Raw genomic sequence first — 16,240 nt, forward strand, 5'->3', positions numbered from 1 at the left:
AATTAATGGCTATAGATGATAAGAGTAATATTGGTGAAGAAAAACCTGAGATAAAGGGTGTTAAACTTCCTGATTTAATTGATACTTTGCCTGAAGGTGTTGATCCTAGTAATTTTGGTCTTTTGATGGATGTTTCTATGCAAGTTACTGTTGAACTTGGTAGAACTGAGCGTAAAATAAAAGATATACTTGGCATGTCTGAGGGGACGATTATTACACTTGATAAACTTGCTGGTGAACCTGTAGATATTTTGGTAAATGGTAAAGTGATAGCTAAAGGAGAGGTTGTTGTAATTGATGAAAATTTTGGTGTTAGAATTACCGAAATAATTAAAATCAAAAATGAGTAAATTAACTTTATTTAAGTTTGTGTTTTTAATTTTTTTTATATTTTTTTTCAAAAATTTGTTTGCACAGGAAAATGAAGTTGATTTAGATGTTTTTTCTTCTAGCTTAGAGAGTGAGGTTAATTTACCGATATTTGAGGGTGATAAGGCTAATTTGAATAATAAAGATATACAAAATATATCTCTTTTCAATATTTCAGATTTAGTTACTATATTTCTGTTCTTTCTTTTTTTTCTTATTTGTATCTTTTTGTTCAAAAAAATGATTCTAAGTCATAAAAAAGTTAAAAATGCTTATAAATCAGATTTTATAAGAGAGCTTGCTTTTTATAAAATAGACAATAAAAATTCTGTAAGGGTTATCAGTATACTAGATAATGTTTATGTATTTTTAGTATCAAGTAATTCTTCTATTTTGCTAAGAGAGATTAAACAGGGTAAAGAACTAGATAATTTAAAATTTGAGCTTGATAAAGCTAAAAATCTTAGTGATGTAACTACATTTAAGTCAATTTTTAATAAAGTATTGCGTAAGAACAAAAAAGATGAGTTATTGTTTGATGAGACTGAGTATACGGCATTGGAGAACGATATTGAGACTTCTTTAAAAAGCAAACAAGATAGGCTGAAAAAATTTTAGAGGTTAAATTTGAGTAAAAAATTAAGTTTTTTCTTATTTCTTGGAGTCATAAATTTTGCATTTGCTCAAACTAAATCTTTGCAAACTACTACTGGTTTAAATTTTCCGTTTGTTGATCTTGTGAATTCTATTGGCGGTGGAATAATTTTTCCTTTGCAACTGTTATTGATATTAACTATAATAACTCTTTCTCCAGCTTTCTTAGTTTTAATGACTTCTTTTTTAAGGATAGCAATAGTATTAGATTTTATTAGAAGGGCATTATCACTTCAACAATCACCACCTAATCAGGTAATAATGGGATTAGCTTTATTTTTAACTCTTTTTACTATGTGGCCAACTTTTAACATAATATATAAAGAAGCATATTTGCCTCTTCAGGATTCAAAAATAGGTTTTAATGAATTTTATGATAGGGGAATTGCTCCTCTTAGAAATTTTATGTATAAGCAAATGTCTAATAGTAAGCATGAAGAGATTAGATTGTTTATGAGTATTAGTAATTACCCCAAGCCTAATAATTTTAGTGAAGTTCCTACTCATGTTCTTATTGCATCTTTTGTTTTGCACGAACTGAAAGTTGCTTTTAAAATGGGCATTTTAATATTTTTACCATTCATAGTAATAGACATTATTGTAGCTGCTGTTTTAATGGCAATGGGAATGATAATGTTGCCGCCTGTAATGATATCTTTACCATTCAAACTTATGCTTTTTGTAATGGTAGATGGTTGGACTTTGATTACTAGTGGGCTTGTGAAAAGCTTTATGTGAAGGATTTAGATGACAACAGGACAAATTATTTATTTAATTAGAATTTCCATTGAGAATATTATTATTCTCTCAGCACCAATGTTGATTACAGCTCTTATAGTTGGTCTTTTAATTTCAATTTTTCAAGCTGTTACATCTATTCAAGATCAAACACTTAGTTTTATTCCCAAGATTATTATAATACTTTTAACTCTTGTTATATTTGGTCCTTGGATTTTAAAAAAGCTTATGCTTTTTGCTTTTATGGTTTTTAGTCAAATACAAAATATATAATGTATGGATTAAAGTATGAATATGAATTTTTTAGTTTTAAAGTCTTTTGTGATCTTGCCTGTGTTTGTTAGAATTTTTCTTTTTCTAAGGTTTTCACCTTTTTTTGCAACTATAAGAATGAGTTATTTAAATTTTTTCTTTGCTTTAATTTTGTCTATTATTGTTGTAGATAAGATAAATATTGTTTACCCTTTAGATAATTTGATTGCATTTACATTGATATTAGCAGGAGAAGCCATTTTAGGTCTTATTCAGGCTTTTTTTGTAAGCATAATTTTTAGTGTTTTTCATTTGCTTGGATTTTTTTTCTCAAATCAGATGGGTCTTGCTTATGCAAATATTTTCGATGTTTTTGCAGAAGAAGATAATTTGGTAATATCTCAATTATTTACTTGTCTTTTTTTACTTTTATTTTTATCAAATAATGTTTTGTTGCGTTTCTTTATGATTGGAGTGCATGATTCTGTTTTAAATGTTAGAGTTGAAAATATGGTTAATATAAAAAATTATGAATTTATTAAGTTGATGTTTTATTCTTTTGCTATTCTTTTTGAAAAAGCTTTGATAATTTCTCTTCCAATATTAGGGGTTCTTTTACTTTTATATTTAATTTTAGGTATACTTTCAAAGACCACTCCCCAGATTAATTTATTAATGATTAGTTTTGCAGTTTCGTTAGTATTGGGATTAATTATTTTATATATTGGTTTTCCAAGTTTGGTGATGTCTGTTAAGAGAGTAATTGAACTTGCTTTAGAATCTATGATGAATGCTTTAAATTTATTTTCTGAGACCTTAAAATGAATACTAGAAATGAATTTTTAAGTAAAAATTGGTATATACCTCTTAATTTTTTTGCCTCAGAGGATGAGGGTAGAACTGAACTTCCTACTGAACAGAAAAAACAAAAAGCAAGAGAAGAGGGGCAAGTATTAAAATCAACCGAAATTAATGTGGCAGTTACTCTTTTCATATTGTTTTCTGTGTTTTTCTTTATGTTATCTTATTTTTCTTACGAATTAATGGATGTTTTTAAGTGGCAAGCTGGTAAGCTTCCAGAGATAATGTCGATTAGTATTTATTCATTGGGTTTTGCATATATTAGATCGATGCTTGGATATGTGATTATATTTCTTTTGATATCGTTTATAGTTGTTTTTTTAATTAACGTTGTGCAAGTTGGCTTTTTGATAACCTTTAAACCTGTAGTTCCCAAGTGGGATAGAGTAAATCCAAATTTTTCAAAGTGGATTAAAAATTCTTTTGGTTCATTCGATGCTTTTTTTAATTTGTTTAAAAGTTTATCAAAAGTTGCTATAATATCTTTTATATATTATATAATGCTAAGAAGCAATATAGGTAAAATCTCAAGAATGTTTGAATATAGTCTTGAAGATGGTATTTCTGTTATATTAAGTCTTGCTTACAGAATATGTTTTTTTTCAATAATAGTATTGATGGGTATTAGTATATTGGATTATCTCTTTCAAAGAACTCGTTATATTGAAAATTTGAAAATGACAAAAGAAGAGGTAAAGCAAGAGAGAAAAGAAATGGAAGGAGATCCTCTGCTTCGTTCTAGAATGCGGGAGCGAATGAGAGAAATTTTGAATGCTAATTTAAAAGTAACGGTTCCTCAAGCGGATGTAGTAATTACTAATCCGGAACATTTTGCTGTTGCTATTAAGTGGGATAGTAATACTATGTTAGCACCAAAGGTGCTTGCAAAAGGGCAAGATGAAATTGCATTTGTAATTAAACAAATTGCCAGAGAGAATAATATTCCTGTGATGGAAAATAAGTCCCTTGCAAGGAATCTTTATGCTAATGTTGATGTTAATGAAGAAATTCCAAGAGAATATTGGGAAATTGTTTCTAAAATTCTTGTGAAAGTGTATTCTATTGCTAAAAAATTTAATTAGAGGTTAAGTTTGTTGGATGCAAGAAAAAATTCTTTATTAGTATATTTTGGACTTAATAATAAAGCGGACTTGGTAGTTTCAGTTGGCTTAATACTTGTTGTTGCTAGTTTTATTTTGCCTCTTCCTGCATTTATTTTAGATGCTTTGATTGCAGTTAATTTGGTAATAAGTCTTTTAGTTATGCTTATTGTCCTTTATTCCAAACGTTCACTTGATTTTTCAGTTTTCCCAACACTTTTACTTGTGATGACCATTTTTGGTCTTGTTTTAAATATTTCTTCTACTAGATTAATTTTGATAAAAGGAATGAATTTCGATGGTCAAATGATAAGGGCCTTTGGAACATTTGTTGTTGGAACTTCTGGAACTCAAGGTCTCTTTGTTGGTTTTATAATATTTCTTATTATAATTGCAGTTCAATTTATTGTTATCACTAAGGGTGCTACAAGAGTTGCTGAAGTGGCCGCTCGTTTTGCTCTTGATGCTCTTCCTGGAAAACAGATGGCTATTGATTCTGCCTATAGTTCTGGAAATTTAACAGAAGAGGAAGCTACAAGGCAGAAAAATGATTTGCAGGCTGAAGTAAATTTTTATGGTGCTATGGATGGTGCTTCTAAATTTGTATCAGGCAATGTGAAGGTTGGATTTTTAATAACGCTTATAAATATTCTTGGGGGACTTATAATAGGGGTTACTCTTCAAGGACTTAGTTTTAGCGATGCGGTTAATAATTACGTATCTTTGACTGTTGGAGATGGACTTGTTTCTCAGCTTCCAGCATTGTTAATTTCAACAGCAACAGGACTTATTGTTACTAGATCGATATCAAAAAATAGTTTTGGAGTAGAAATTATTGAACAATTTACTTCCTATTCAGGAATTTATTGGATTGTATCTGGGTTTTTATTATTTTTGGCATTTCTTCCAGGGTTTCCTACTTTAATACTCATTCTTTTAGGTGTGTTGATAGCCTTTTTAGCTTATTCACTGTCTAACTTAGATAGGAATAGAGAACTTAATGAAAAACAAAAAGCCGAAGAGCAAATATTAAGTTATGCTGATAAGGAAATTTCTCCTGTAGTGCCACTAGATCCATTGACTTTAGAGATTGGATATAATCTTGTTCCAATAGTTGATGATTCAAAGACTTCAGAACTTCTTGATCGTATTGTGAAAATACGTCGTGAAATTGCTATTGAATTAGGAATAGTTGTGCCTAAGATTAGAATAGTGGATAATATGCGACTTGAACCAAATGAGTATTCATTTAAGCTTAGGGGAGTAGAAATTGGACATGGGGAAATTAAGTTGGGTAAGTTTTTGGTTATAAATGTGGGATCTGATTCTGGTATTGAAGGAGATCTTACAAAAGATCCTTCATTTGGACTCCCATCTCTTTGGGTAAATGATAATGGGAGGGAAATTGCTGAAAAATTGGGTTATACTGTAGTTGATCCTCCTTCAATTATTGCTACTCATATAACTGAGCTTATTAAGAGGCATGCTTGTGAGATTTTGACACGTCAAGATATTCAAAATATTCTTGATATCTTTAAAAAAGATTATGGAGCTATTGTTGAAGAAGTTTTAAAGGATTTTTCAGTGGGAGAGATTCAAAGAGTATTACAAGGTCTTTTAAAAGAACAAGTCTCAATACGTAATTTAGTTACAATTTTTGAAACAATAGCAGACTTTACGAGTATTACTAAAGATACATTTTTTTTAATTGAAAAATGTAGACAAGCAATTGGAAGGCAAATAGTTAGTGGATATTTAAATTCTAATTTAGAACTTAATGTGATAACAATAAATCCAGAATTTGAGCAAAAAATAATTGATTCACGATTTGAGACCAATAACGATCTTATAAGTTCTCTTGATCCAAATTTAAAAACTAAATTTATTTATGAACTTTTTAGACTTGTAAATGAGGTTCAATCACAAGGATATTATCCCGTTATACTATCTAGTGAATCTGCACGACCTATAATAAGGGTCTTAACCAGTAGGGAACTTCCAGATATTGTTGTTATATCTGTTTTAGAGGTTCCTAAAAATGTTAAAGTTAATGTGCTTAAAACAGTAGAGGTTGAAGAGTAGTATTATGGTTCAGTATTTTACAGAAAGAGGTCCAACCTATAATGAGGTCATAGAAACTGTTAAGAAGAAATATGGAAAAAATGCTAGAGTGATGACTTATAAGACAATAGCTCATGGAGGAATATTTGGCTTATTTAGTAGAGATTGGATTGAAGTTTCAGGTTATGTTAGATATGACATTGGACAGCAGCAAATAAATGTCGAAGAGGAGAAGCGTAAAATTCTTCAAAGCATTAAAAAAGAAGAGAGTTCTTCAATTGAGGATGTAATTAAGGAAGTTAAATCTCTTAAAAATGAACTTGCACATAAAAAGGAAGAAATTAATCATCCAACAATTTTAAAAATAGAAGATATTTTACGTAATAATGATTTTTCTGAAAGTTACATTAAAGATATTAATAATTTTATTAAGAGAGAGTTTAGTTTATCAGATCTTGATGATTATGATAAAATTAAAGACAGTGTTATAATATACATTGCTAAGACTATTAAATGTTCAGGTTCTATTATTGATAATCTTAAGAAAAGAATTTTTATTTTAGTTGGACCAACGGGTGTTGGGAAGACTACTACTATTGCAAAACTTGCAGCGATTTATGGAATTAATAGTGATGATAAGAGTTTGAATATTAAGATTATTACCATTGATAACTATCGTATAGGAGCTAAGAAACAAATTCAAACATATGGTGATATTATGGGGATTCCTGTTAAGGCGATTGAATCTTTTAAAGATTTAAGAGAAGAGATTACACAGTCAAAGGATTTTGATCTTGTTCTTATTGATACAATTGGTAAGAGTCCTAAAGATTTTATGAAGCTTGCTGAGATGAAGGAACTTCTTAATGCTTGTGGTCGTGATGCTGAATTTCATTTGGCTGTAAGCTCTACTACAAAGACGGCAGATATTAAAGAAATATTTCATCAATTTTCTCCCTTTAGCTATAAAACCGTGATTTTTACAAAGTTAGATGAGACAACGTGTGTTGGTAATTTAATAAGTTTAATTCATGAAATGAGAAAAGAAGTTTCTTATGTTACTGATGGGCAAATTGTTCCTCATAATATTAGTATTGCAGAACCGCTTACCTTTATCAAAAAAATAAATGGATATAGAATAAGTGATGATATTGAATTTATTCGAAAACTAAAAGGTAAATCTTATTATTAAGGATAATATATGATAAAAGATCAGGCTCAAAGTTTACGTGATATTATGAGATTGAATAATAGGGCTAGTTTTGTTATTGATGATAAAATTCAAAATAATAGAACAAGATTTATTTCCGTTACTAGTGGAAAAGGTGGTGTTGGCAAAAGTAATATTGCTGTTGGTCTTGCTCTTAAGTATGCAAATCTTGGTAAAAAAGTTTTAGTTTTTGATGCAGATATTGGTATGGCTAACATTAATATTCTGCTTGGAGTCATTCCAAAGTACAATATTTATCACATGATTATGCAAGGGCGAGGTATTAAGGATGTAATAACAAAAACAGAATATAATATTGATCTTTTAGCTGGTGCTTCTGGGACAACAGAACTTTTAGATTTGTCAGAAACTGAGATGAATCAGTTTATAAAGGAGTTATTAAAAGTTTATGAATATGACATAGTAATAATAGATACTAGTGCTGGAATTTCAAGACAGGTTATTTCGTTTTTGTTTTCTAGTGATGATGTAGTTATTGTTACAACACCAGAACCTACTTCTATAACGGATGCTTATGGTATAATCAAAGTTTTATCTCATAAAATGGAAAATTTAAAAAATTTAAGACTGGTTGTCAATAGAGTGGCTAATGTAAGTGAGGGAAAAGTAGTGGCTAAAAAAGTTATTGATATATCAAGTCAGTTTTTGAATTTAAATATTGATTATTTAGGATATGTTTATGAAGATCAAAATATTAAAAATTCTGTTTTTAAACAAAGACCTTTTATTTTATTAAATCCCAATAGTAAGGCTAGTTATTGTCTTGATTCTATTATGGCTGCTCTTGAAGAAATTACTTTTGATAATAAAAAAAGAAGAGGTGTCATAGGTTTTATATCTAAATTTTTTGGGATGGGATAGGTAATATGTTATTTACTAAGAGACGCAAGTATGTTTTATTATTTAGTGCGTTTGCATTTGTTCTTGCGGTAATTCTTGGCGTTTTTGCTCGAGTGCCTTTTATTACAGTATTGTTTAGAGCGGTTTTTCAGTTTATAGTTTTTTTCTGTATTGGACTTTTACTTGAATTTGTATACAAGAAATATTTGTATGATCTTTTTAAAGATGATAGTTTGCGTAATGATACAAGGGAAAAGGACATTGATAAGAATAGTAACTGTAAGCCTGAAACAGATGACGGTAACTCTTTTTCTAAAAATATCCCTCTTGATAATAATAAAAGAGGTGATAATGACAATTATAGTCTTTCAGAAAAATTGAGTATGAGTAAATATGATACAATTGTTAAAGAGAGTAAATTAAATAGTAAGTTATTGGATCAAATTTCACATGTTGAGAATACTGATCCAAAAATTGTTGCTGAGACTATTAAGACTTTGATTAATAAAAAGGAATAATTATGGCTAAGATTAGCGATTTTGCCGATTTTAGGAATAAAATTAAGAATTATTTAGAAAGAGAATATCGTATTAATTTAATAGAGGTGGAATCAGATACACTTGAAGAGGCTTTAAATGATGCTTCTTTAGAACTTTCAGTTCCTTATAAAGACTTAAATTATGAGGTCTTGGTACGTGGAAATAGTGGACTATTTGGATATGGTAAGAAAAAATGGAAAATAGTTGCTTATAAGAATTCTTATTCAAAGTTTGGTGTTACTGATGTTTTAAGTTCACAAAGTGAATTTGAAGAAGTTGCGCCTCTTGATGGGAAATTTTTTATCAGGAAAACTGCCAAGGGGGTATTTTTGAAGGTTACTCCTGCTCAAGGAGATGGGAGTGTTGTTAAGTTTAAAGATGTAATGGATAAATTTGCTTCATATAGTAATATCAAAGATTTGGATGAAAATTTTGTTAGATCGGTTATTGAGGATGCCAATGGTAAGTATGAACAAGTATCTGATTTTAAGGCCGATCTTTTTGAGAGTGTGACTATGATGGTTCATATATCAGAAGATTCAATGTCAGTAACTGTTGAATTTACTGTTCCTGGACCTAATGGTGCTGAAGTTTTGGAAAAAGATATTTATAGTATTCTTAAAAAATATGGAGTATCAGAACGAGCATTTCTTAAGAATAAAATAAAAGAATTTGTAGATTATCCTTTTTATGGTGAACCAGTTGAGATGGCAAGGGGAGTAAATCCTGTTAAGGGAAGAGATGCTTATATTAATTTTGTTGCTAAGAGTAAGTCTTCAGATGAGTATGGTGTTGTAGGTAATGAGTTTAGAAATGTTAATGGAGGAGATGAATTGGCAGAAATTATTCCCTTATCAGAGGGTATTGAAGGGTATACTGTTTTTGGAAAGATATTAAGAGCAGAGAATGGTCGAGAGCTGGATTTGATTTTGGGAGATAATACTTTCATGGAAGGAAATAAGATTATTGCAGGATGTGACGGATATATATCTATTGCAAATGGTATTATTTCTGTGCATGATGTTTATGTTGTTGAGGGTGATGTTGGACCTGGTACTGGAAATATAGTAAATAATGGTATGGTGCTTGTTAAGGGGAGTGTTTTAGATGGATATAATGTTATGGCTAAGAGTGGAATAGAAGTCAATGGACTTGTTGGTAGGTGTAATTTGAGAACAGATGGTTCTATTGTTCTTCGCAGTGGGGCTAATGGAAAGGGTGGTTCAGAGATTTATGCAAAGAAGTCTATTAAGTCCAAATTTTTAGAAAATGTTAATGTACGATGTGAAGGCGATATTGAAGTTGTAAGAGGAATTGTCAATTCTTTTGTTTCTTGTACAAAGAAAGTTCTCTGCATTGGAAAAAAATCTAAGATAGTTGGTTCTGATGTTCGTGCAAGAGAAGAGGTTCGAGCATATTCTATTGGATCTGAGGGTAATGCTGAAACTTCTATTTGTGTTGGATGTGATCCTGAAATAAAAGTTTTGCTATCTAAATTTACTGAATATCTTGTAAAGATTGAGAAGAGGTTGGAAGTTTTAATAAAAGATATCTCTACTTTAAAGAAGAACATTCAACTTACTGTTGATAAGGCTGAGAAATCTTTAAAAATTGACAGTTGTAATGAGCTTATTAATGAGCGAGATATTTTAATTTTGGAAATAAAGATGGTAAAAGATAAGCAAGAAAGTTTACAAGATGCACTTGAAAATAGTAAGATTGATGGCAAAATTTTTGTTGAGTACATAGCTTATACTGGCGTTAAGTTATATATTAAAGATGCTTATTATGAACTTCCAAGAGATTATCATAATATTACTTTTGTAGAGGATGACAATATTATTAAAATGTTAGCTTATGTTCCTTTTAAATCTAAATAGTTTGCAAATTGTAGGAGGAGCTTTATGGATATTAATGGTTCATCTGAAGTTGTAAAAATAATTACACAAGGTGCTTTTAAGGCTAGTGAAATTTCAAATGAAGATTTAAGGAAGAAGAAGATAAGAGAAAATGAAAATCTGAGTTTAAATCAAAGCAAGAGTTATCATGTTGATTCTGAAATAAATAGTATATATCCGGCTGATGAGATTGCGGATAGTAATGTCAATTTTATTACAAGGTCAAAGGTTAAGACTGGTGAGAAAACTTCATCTGGCATATATGATATTAATTTTCATGATCCAAAAATTGGAAGAAACATTGATATTAAGCGATAGTTTAAGTGTAGGACATTCTGTATGTTTATTGTTTTTTGTTTTATTTTGATTATATTTATTTTTATATATTTTCATGTTTATATTAGTTTGAAAATCAAATCTAATAGTATACTTAAGAAATTTAGGAGTGAGGTAGATAAAACTATTATTGAAATTAATCAAGCAACTGATAGAAATATAAATATTATTGAGATAAAGATTGAAAGCTTAAATAGAATTATTAAGGAAGTTGATGAGAGGATAGAAATATTTGATCAAAGACTATTGGGGTTTAATGCTCATTCGATTTCAATGGGAAATAGTAATTTTAGCATGAAAGGGGATAGTAGTATTTATAAGAGTAATTTAGATTATTCAATACCTACTATTGAGAAAAATATAATCAAGGAAGGATATAATATTCGCCAACAAGTTATTTCGCTTTATGATCAAGGAATGTCTTTAGACGTGATTGCTAAAAAGTTGAAATTGGATTTGGGTGAAATTGAATTAATTGTTTCAATTCATAGGGGTACTTGATGGAAAAATGGATAGGCATAGATCTTGGGACTACAAATACTGTAGCGTCTTATTTTGATGCTAATTCTAGGGTTATATTAAATGATAGAGGTGAGAGAATGACACCTTCTATTGTGTCTTTTACAGATTCTGGTGTTATTGTTGGTAGTATTGCTAGACATCAAATATTGGTAAACCCAGATAAGACTTTTTATAACTTTAAAATTGATATAGGTACCGAAACCTCTTACAAACTGGGTAATAATACATATAGAGCTGAGGATATTGCTTCTTATTTACTTTTAAATGTGAAGATGAATGCTGAGAAATTTTTAGGTACAAAGATTTGTGATGTTGTAATAACTGTTCCTGCTTATTTTTCTGAAGTTCAAAGAAGAGGTGTTATAGAAGCTGCAAATCTTGCGGGATTAAAATGTCGTGCAATACTTAATGAACCAACAGCAGCTGCTTTATCTTATGCTTTTGAAAAACAAATAGATGGATTATTTCTTGTTTATGACCTTGGTGGTGGAACTTTTGATGTTACTCTTTTAGAAAAACAAAATGATACTTATACTGTTCTTGCAATTAAGGGCGAGAATAAACTTGGCGGAAATAATTTTAATGAAGTTATAGAAAGACATGTCTTAACCAGTTTTAAGGAAGAATATCCTGATATTAATTTAGATGATATTGTTATTCTTGAACAGATAAGAGACAAAATTGAAGAAGCTAAAAAAAGTTTATCTATTATGGATGAGGTTAGTATTGTTTTACCTTTTCTTGATGGCAAGCATTTGAATTATAAACTTAAGAGAGATGATTTTAATTCTATGATTAAGGAATTTATAGATAAAACTATTGGTCTTACAAATGAGTGTATTGCCGATTCAGGTGTTGATCTTGAACGTATTTCAAAAATAATACTCTCAGGAGGTTCAACAAGAATTCCTTTAGTTAAAGAGAGATTGAAGGAAATTTTTCCTAAAATCGAAGTATTGGATTCTTTAAATCAAGATGAAGTTGTTGCAAATGGTGCGGGCATTCATGCTTTTAGTCTTTCGAATAATAGTACTCTTATTGATTTTAAAGATGTAACGCCTTATTCTCTTGGCATTGAGACTTGTAATGATGGATTTTTTACGTTAATTAAGAGAAATACTTTATTACCGGTTTGTGAGCGAAAAATCTTTACAACAACTAATGATTATCAGGAAGAGATTGAGATACATGTCCTTCAAGGTGAGTATAAGAAAGCATCTTTGAATTATTCTATAGGCAGATTCTTTTTTTGTAATATACAAAAGGCTTTAAGAGGTGTTCCAAAGATAGAGATACTTTTTAGTTTGGATGAAAGTGGTATCTTAAACATTTCTGCAAAAGATTTAGATACGCATGCTTCTAAATCAATTCAAATAAGAATGACAAGTTCTTCTTTTAATAGTGATTTTGAAAACGAAGGTGTTCTTGCTTCATTAAAAGACATGAGATCTAGTGGGGTGTTAGAAGACAGTATTGAATTGACTTAAACATTTATTTGAATTTGAGATATTAATTTTTTTATTATAAGTTTTTTTACAGGTAGTATATTATTTTTCCAATAATATCATTGATATTTATAAAGCCATATTTTCTTGAATCAAGGGAAACTTTTCTGTTTTCTCCTATTACCAGGTAATAATCTTTTGGGATATATATATTTTCTAAATTTTTTAGATGTTCCTTATTTATATTAAAGTTTAAATTATGTATAGATATTACATTTTGTGGCAGCTTTGTAAATTTTTCGCCTGGTATGGCAAAAATTTTTTTAATGGAAATTTTATTTGTTATAGGGTCTTTAATAAGCACCATTTCGTTTTTTTTAGGCAAACTCCATAACACAATATATGTTTTGCTGTTCTTTAGTCTTATTCCATAAGCTAGTTTGTTATTGATTATCCAGTGTTTCTCTAAAATTTTTGGTGACATTGAAGAGCCTTTGACTAAATGAAAAGACAGGAATATTTTGATGGTTAATATCATTAATAATAAAGCCAGTATAATGGGTATTAATACTTGTTTATAAGTTTTGGTCATTTTTTTAATTTCCAATTGAGATCTTTTAGCAAATTGAAATTTCTAGTGTATAATGAGTCATATTATGATTATACCAAAAAAGGATCAAAATGTATTAAAAAGAAATAGAAATTTTTTATTTGATAGAGCTATTAAAGGTGATTTTGAATTGAGAGATTTTGGTAATATTCGTAACTTTCATAGAAAAAAACGGAAAAAATTTTTTCGTTTTATCAATATTCCAAAAAAACTTTTAGATGTAATTAAGTTATTATTTTTGACTTTATTTGGTAAGATGGTAATTATTGATAATTATGAGTGTCGATCTTCTTATAATAAGATTCGACTTAAAATGATTAATGATTATGATATTAATTTAACTTATAGTTTTATTTTTAGATTTAATGCTATAATTTTTGTTTTAATATTAGTCTTTTACTTGAATATTTTTTCATATTATGGTTCGTACATTTTTCTAAGTAAGATGAGTTTTCCCAAGGATTATTTTATTGATACCTTTTTATATTATAGCGATCAAAATTTAAGTCAGATCAATAATCATCTATTTGGAGTGGATACAAATAATTATGAGGCAACTGTAAGGAAACCTTTTGTTTTAAAGGTCGTTAAACATAAAATTAATCCTGGAGAAACACTTTCTCATATTGCAGCTAGATATAGCATAACGAGTGAGACTCTAATTTCTTATAATGATATTAAAGATGTAAGGAGCATCAGGCCTAATTTTATTATTAATGTGCCTAATATGAAAGGCGTTCTTTATACTGTTGAGAAAAGTGATTCTCTCTCATCAATTGCAAAAAAATATAAGATTCCCAAAGTAGATATTCTTGATGCTAATAATCTTGATAATGAGGTTTTGTATTTAGGTCAAAAATTGTTTATTCCTGGAGGAAGAATGGCCAAAAAATTACTTAGAAATGCTTTAGGAGAGACTTTTTTATTTCCAACTCAAGGCATTATTACTTCAGGTTATGGCTATCGTCCTGATCCTTTTACCAAGATTATTAGTTTTCACAATGGAATTGATATTGCAAATGTAGCTAATACACCTATTTTTGCAACAAAAGAAGGTATTGTGGTAACAGCTGGCTTTAGTGTTGGAGGATATGGAAAATATATTATCATTTCTCATAATAATGGTTTTCAGACTCTTTATGCTCATTTAGGTTCTTTTGCGGTGAAAGTTGGACAGAGGGTTTCAAGAGGACAAATAATAGGACGTATGGGAAGTACAGGGTATAGCACGGGCAATCATTTACATTTTACTATTTTTAAAGATGGAAAAACGGGGAATCCTATGAAATATCTCAGGTAGTGACTCTATATATATTTTGATATATCCAATGTTTTTAATATTTGTATTAGTTTCTTTCCTTCTATAAGGTCGATTAATCTACCTTCAATGATTTGTTTGGCTTTATCAGAAAATGTAGCTGGTGCAATACAGAGTCCTTTTAATTTGTTCTCTTTAGTCTTTGCAATAAGGTCTTTTAGGAATAATTCTCCGAAATTTTTTTGATCTGTTCTTACAAATCGGACTATTAAATTTTCTTCCCATTGATTATTTGATAGTTGAAAATTTATGTCTATAAATTGTGAGGTTATTTCATTTATCTTTTTATCTCTTATTTGAAACTTGTTTTTATAGAGTTTAAGAATAATTGCATTAGCTAAATTATCAAACTTTTCTTTTGGGCTTCTAAGATATATTCTTAATGCTAAATTTTCATTCAGTCTTTTACTAAATTCTAATTTTTCAGTAATTTTTTGATAGTGTGGATCGATCCTTTCAACTCGAGTAAAGGCTTCAGTTGCTTTTTTGTAGTTTTCATGTTCTATATACATCTCTCCTAGTTTATAAAATAGTTTAAGAAATGTTTTTATTGGTAAATCGGGTTTGATTTTCATCATTTCTTTAATGTTATCTTCTAATTTTGCTAAGTTGTGGTTTTTTGAATTAATCTCAGATTCAATTAAAAGAGCTTCATATATCCTTCCATCTTTGTTTTTTATTTTGTTTGCAATTGAAAATGCAAGCCGGTCCTGATTTAATTGAGATAGAGATTGAGCATATGCTAATAGAGCATCTACGTCATTTTGTATATATTTGCTTATGCTGTTAAATATTCCAACAGCTTTAGTATAGTTTTCCGTATGAAAAAGTATTATTCCTATATATTTTAAGGCATCCTTATTGTTTTTATCAAATTTATATATCTTTGTAAGATAATGTAGTGCTTCTTTATAATGTGCATTTTTTAGGAAGGCTATTCCAAGGTAGTAATTTGCATCTACATCATTTTTTTTCATAAGGTATGCCTTTTTAAGGAATGTCAATGCTTCTGTGTTAAAATTTATCTCAAGATTATAAAACCCGTAACTTAAAAAAGCCTTAAAAGAATCTATTTCTTGATTTGTAGGATTTTCTTCTATAAGTTGGCATAATTTTCTGGCATATTTAATACCATTTTCAAAGTCTTTATTGGAATAATAATAATCGTTTAGAGTTTGTAAAGCATTTATTTCGTTTGGATTTGTTTTTAATATGTTTGCAGCTTTGTCTGTTAATTTTTTTGTTTTATTATGTTTGCCTTTTTTTCTTATTTTTGTGTTTGATATTGCAATTTTGAAGAATAAAAATATCAAAAAAGATATTGCAGCTGAAGAAAGTATTATGAATAATGGTAGCACCCTAACTTCTCCTAAAAAGTCATATTTAGTAATATCATATAAAACAGTAGTTTATAGCCTTTGAGTATTTTTTCTGTTGAATAAAAGATTACTTGTAAGTTGAACATA

General features: G+C 29.0%; 16 protein-coding genes and 1 pseudogene. 15 read left to right on the plus strand and 2 right to left on the minus strand.

Annotation, left to right across the window (positions count from 1 at the left end; all coding sequences use genetic code 11):
- Nucleotides 1–5 precede the first annotated feature (5 nt).
- From fliN to QMG63_RS03125, 14 genes and pseudogenes are all read left to right on the plus strand, one after another.
- The gene (fliN, locus tag QMG63_RS03060) at nt 6–350 is read left to right on the plus strand and encodes a flagellar motor switch protein FliN (RefSeq protein WP_281861603.1); all 345 of its coding nucleotides are present in this window, start codon (nt 6–8) and stop codon (nt 348–350) included.
- A complete protein-coding gene (locus tag QMG63_RS03065) occupies nt 343–987 on the plus strand; it encodes a flagellar biosynthesis protein FliZ (protein WP_281861605.1) in 645 nt (214 codons plus the stop codon). Before fliN ends, QMG63_RS03065 begins: the two co-directional genes overlap by 8 nt.
- Nucleotides 988–996: 9 nt before the next feature.
- Nucleotides 997–1,761: a flagellar type III secretion system pore protein FliP gene (gene fliP / locus QMG63_RS03070; RefSeq protein ID WP_281861607.1), complete on the plus strand. Its 765-nt coding sequence runs from the start codon at nt 997–999 to the stop codon at nt 1,759–1,761.
- Between the two features lie 9 nt (nt 1,762–1,770).
- A complete protein-coding gene (fliQ, locus tag QMG63_RS03075; protein WP_011772231.1) occupies nt 1,771–2,034 on the plus strand; it encodes a flagellar biosynthesis protein FliQ in 264 nt (87 codons plus the stop codon).
- A gap of 15 nt (nt 2,035–2,049) precedes the next feature.
- Nucleotides 2,050–2,838 (plus strand): flagellar biosynthetic protein FliR, encoded by a 789-nt coding sequence (gene fliR / locus QMG63_RS03080; protein WP_281861610.1) that lies wholly within the window; start codon nt 2,050–2,052, stop codon nt 2,836–2,838.
- Nucleotides 2,835–3,956 (plus strand): flagellar biosynthesis protein FlhB, encoded by a 1,122-nt coding sequence (gene flhB / locus QMG63_RS03085; protein ID WP_281861612.1) that lies wholly within the window; start codon nt 2,835–2,837, stop codon nt 3,954–3,956. The genes fliR and flhB overlap by 4 nt, the downstream gene beginning before the upstream one ends.
- 9 nt (nt 3,957–3,965) lie before the next feature.
- Complete coding sequence (gene flhA / locus QMG63_RS03090; RefSeq protein ID WP_281861614.1) at nt 3,966–6,056, plus strand: flagellar biosynthesis protein FlhA; 2,091 nt, start codon at nt 3,966–3,968, stop codon at nt 6,054–6,056.
- 4 nt (nt 6,057–6,060) lie between these two features.
- Complete coding sequence (flhF, locus tag QMG63_RS03095; RefSeq protein ID WP_281862098.1) at nt 6,061–7,227, plus strand: flagellar biosynthesis GTPase FlhF; 1,167 nt, start codon at nt 6,061–6,063, stop codon at nt 7,225–7,227.
- Between the two features lie 12 nt (nt 7,228–7,239).
- A complete protein-coding gene (locus QMG63_RS03100) occupies nt 7,240–8,127 on the plus strand; it encodes a MinD/ParA family protein (RefSeq protein WP_281862100.1) in 888 nt (295 codons plus the stop codon).
- A gap of 5 nt (nt 8,128–8,132) precedes the next feature.
- Nucleotides 8,133–8,624, plus strand: coding sequence for a hypothetical protein (locus QMG63_RS03105; RefSeq protein WP_281861616.1), 492 nt, complete (start codon nt 8,133–8,135; stop codon nt 8,622–8,624).
- Nucleotides 8,625–8,626: 2 nt separating this feature from the next.
- Nucleotides 8,627–10,525: a FapA family protein gene (locus tag QMG63_RS03110; protein ID WP_281861617.1), complete on the plus strand. Its 1,899-nt coding sequence runs from the start codon at nt 8,627–8,629 to the stop codon at nt 10,523–10,525.
- 24 nt (nt 10,526–10,549) lie between these two features.
- Nucleotides 10,550–10,861, plus strand: a complete 312-nt coding sequence (locus tag QMG63_RS03115; RefSeq protein ID WP_281861619.1) for a hypothetical protein — start codon at nt 10,550–10,552, stop codon at nt 10,859–10,861.
- Between the two features lie 21 nt (nt 10,862–10,882).
- Nucleotides 10,883–11,438: pseudogene (locus QMG63_RS03120) on the plus strand (DUF6115 domain-containing protein).
- A complete protein-coding gene (locus QMG63_RS03125; protein WP_281861621.1) occupies nt 11,380–12,888 on the plus strand; it encodes an Hsp70 family protein in 1,509 nt (502 codons plus the stop codon). Before QMG63_RS03120 ends, QMG63_RS03125 begins: the two are co-directional and overlap by 59 nt.
- A gap of 46 nt (nt 12,889–12,934) precedes the next feature.
- Here the strand turns inward: QMG63_RS03125 and lepB are convergent, their stop codons facing one another.
- Nucleotides 12,935–13,438, minus strand: coding sequence for a signal peptidase I (lepB, locus tag QMG63_RS03130; RefSeq protein ID WP_345741255.1), 504 nt, complete (start codon nt 13,436–13,438; stop codon nt 12,935–12,937).
- Nucleotides 13,439–13,502: 64 nt separating this feature from the next.
- On the opposite strand from lepB, the gene QMG63_RS03135 reads away from it, so the two are divergent.
- Nucleotides 13,503–14,756, plus strand: coding sequence for a peptidoglycan DD-metalloendopeptidase family protein (locus QMG63_RS03135; RefSeq protein WP_281861625.1), 1,254 nt, complete (start codon nt 13,503–13,505; stop codon nt 14,754–14,756).
- Between the two features lie 5 nt (nt 14,757–14,761).
- On the opposite strand, the gene QMG63_RS03140 is transcribed toward QMG63_RS03135, so the two are convergent.
- Entirely contained in the window at nt 14,762–16,132 is a 1,371-nt protein-coding gene (locus QMG63_RS03140; RefSeq protein ID WP_281861627.1) for a tetratricopeptide repeat protein, read from the minus strand.
- Nucleotides 16,133–16,240 lie beyond the last annotated feature (108 nt).

It is taken from the genome of Candidatus Borrelia fainii (genome assembly GCF_027925085.1).
GTDB classification, from domain to species: domain Bacteria; phylum Spirochaetota; class Spirochaetia; order Borreliales; family Borreliaceae; genus Borrelia; species Borrelia turicatae.

What these genes read in the sequence shown, in the direction of transcription:
- QMG63_RS03105 (WP_281861616.1), top strand. Translation starts at nt 8,133, where the DNA reads ATGTTATTTACTAAGAGACGCAAGTATGTTTTATTATTTAGTGCGTTT.
- lepB (WP_345741255.1), bottom strand. Translation starts at nt 13,438, where the DNA reads ATGACCAAAACTTATAAACAAGTATTAATACCCATTATACTGGCTTTA.
- QMG63_RS03125 (WP_281861621.1), top strand. Translation starts at nt 11,380, where the DNA reads ATGGAAAAATGGATAGGCATAGATCTTGGGACTACAAATACTGTAGCG.
- QMG63_RS03110 (WP_281861617.1), top strand. Translation starts at nt 8,627, where the DNA reads ATGGCTAAGATTAGCGATTTTGCCGATTTTAGGAATAAAATTAAGAAT.
- QMG63_RS03115 (WP_281861619.1), top strand. Translation starts at nt 10,550, where the DNA reads ATGGATATTAATGGTTCATCTGAAGTTGTAAAAATAATTACACAAGGT.
- fliR (WP_281861610.1), top strand. Translation starts at nt 2,050, where the DNA reads ATGAATATGAATTTTTTAGTTTTAAAGTCTTTTGTGATCTTGCCTGTG.
- fliQ (WP_011772231.1), top strand. Translation starts at nt 1,771, where the DNA reads ATGACAACAGGACAAATTATTTATTTAATTAGAATTTCCATTGAGAAT.
- flhB (WP_281861612.1), top strand. Translation starts at nt 2,835, where the DNA reads ATGAATACTAGAAATGAATTTTTAAGTAAAAATTGGTATATACCTCTT.
- fliN (WP_281861603.1), top strand. Translation starts at nt 6, where the DNA reads ATGGCTATAGATGATAAGAGTAATATTGGTGAAGAAAAACCTGAGATA.
- flhF (WP_281862098.1), top strand. Translation starts at nt 6,061, where the DNA reads ATGGTTCAGTATTTTACAGAAAGAGGTCCAACCTATAATGAGGTCATA.
- QMG63_RS03065 (WP_281861605.1), top strand. Translation starts at nt 343, where the DNA reads ATGAGTAAATTAACTTTATTTAAGTTTGTGTTTTTAATTTTTTTTATA.
- QMG63_RS03135 (WP_281861625.1), top strand. Translation starts at nt 13,503, where the DNA reads ATGATTATACCAAAAAAGGATCAAAATGTATTAAAAAGAAATAGAAAT.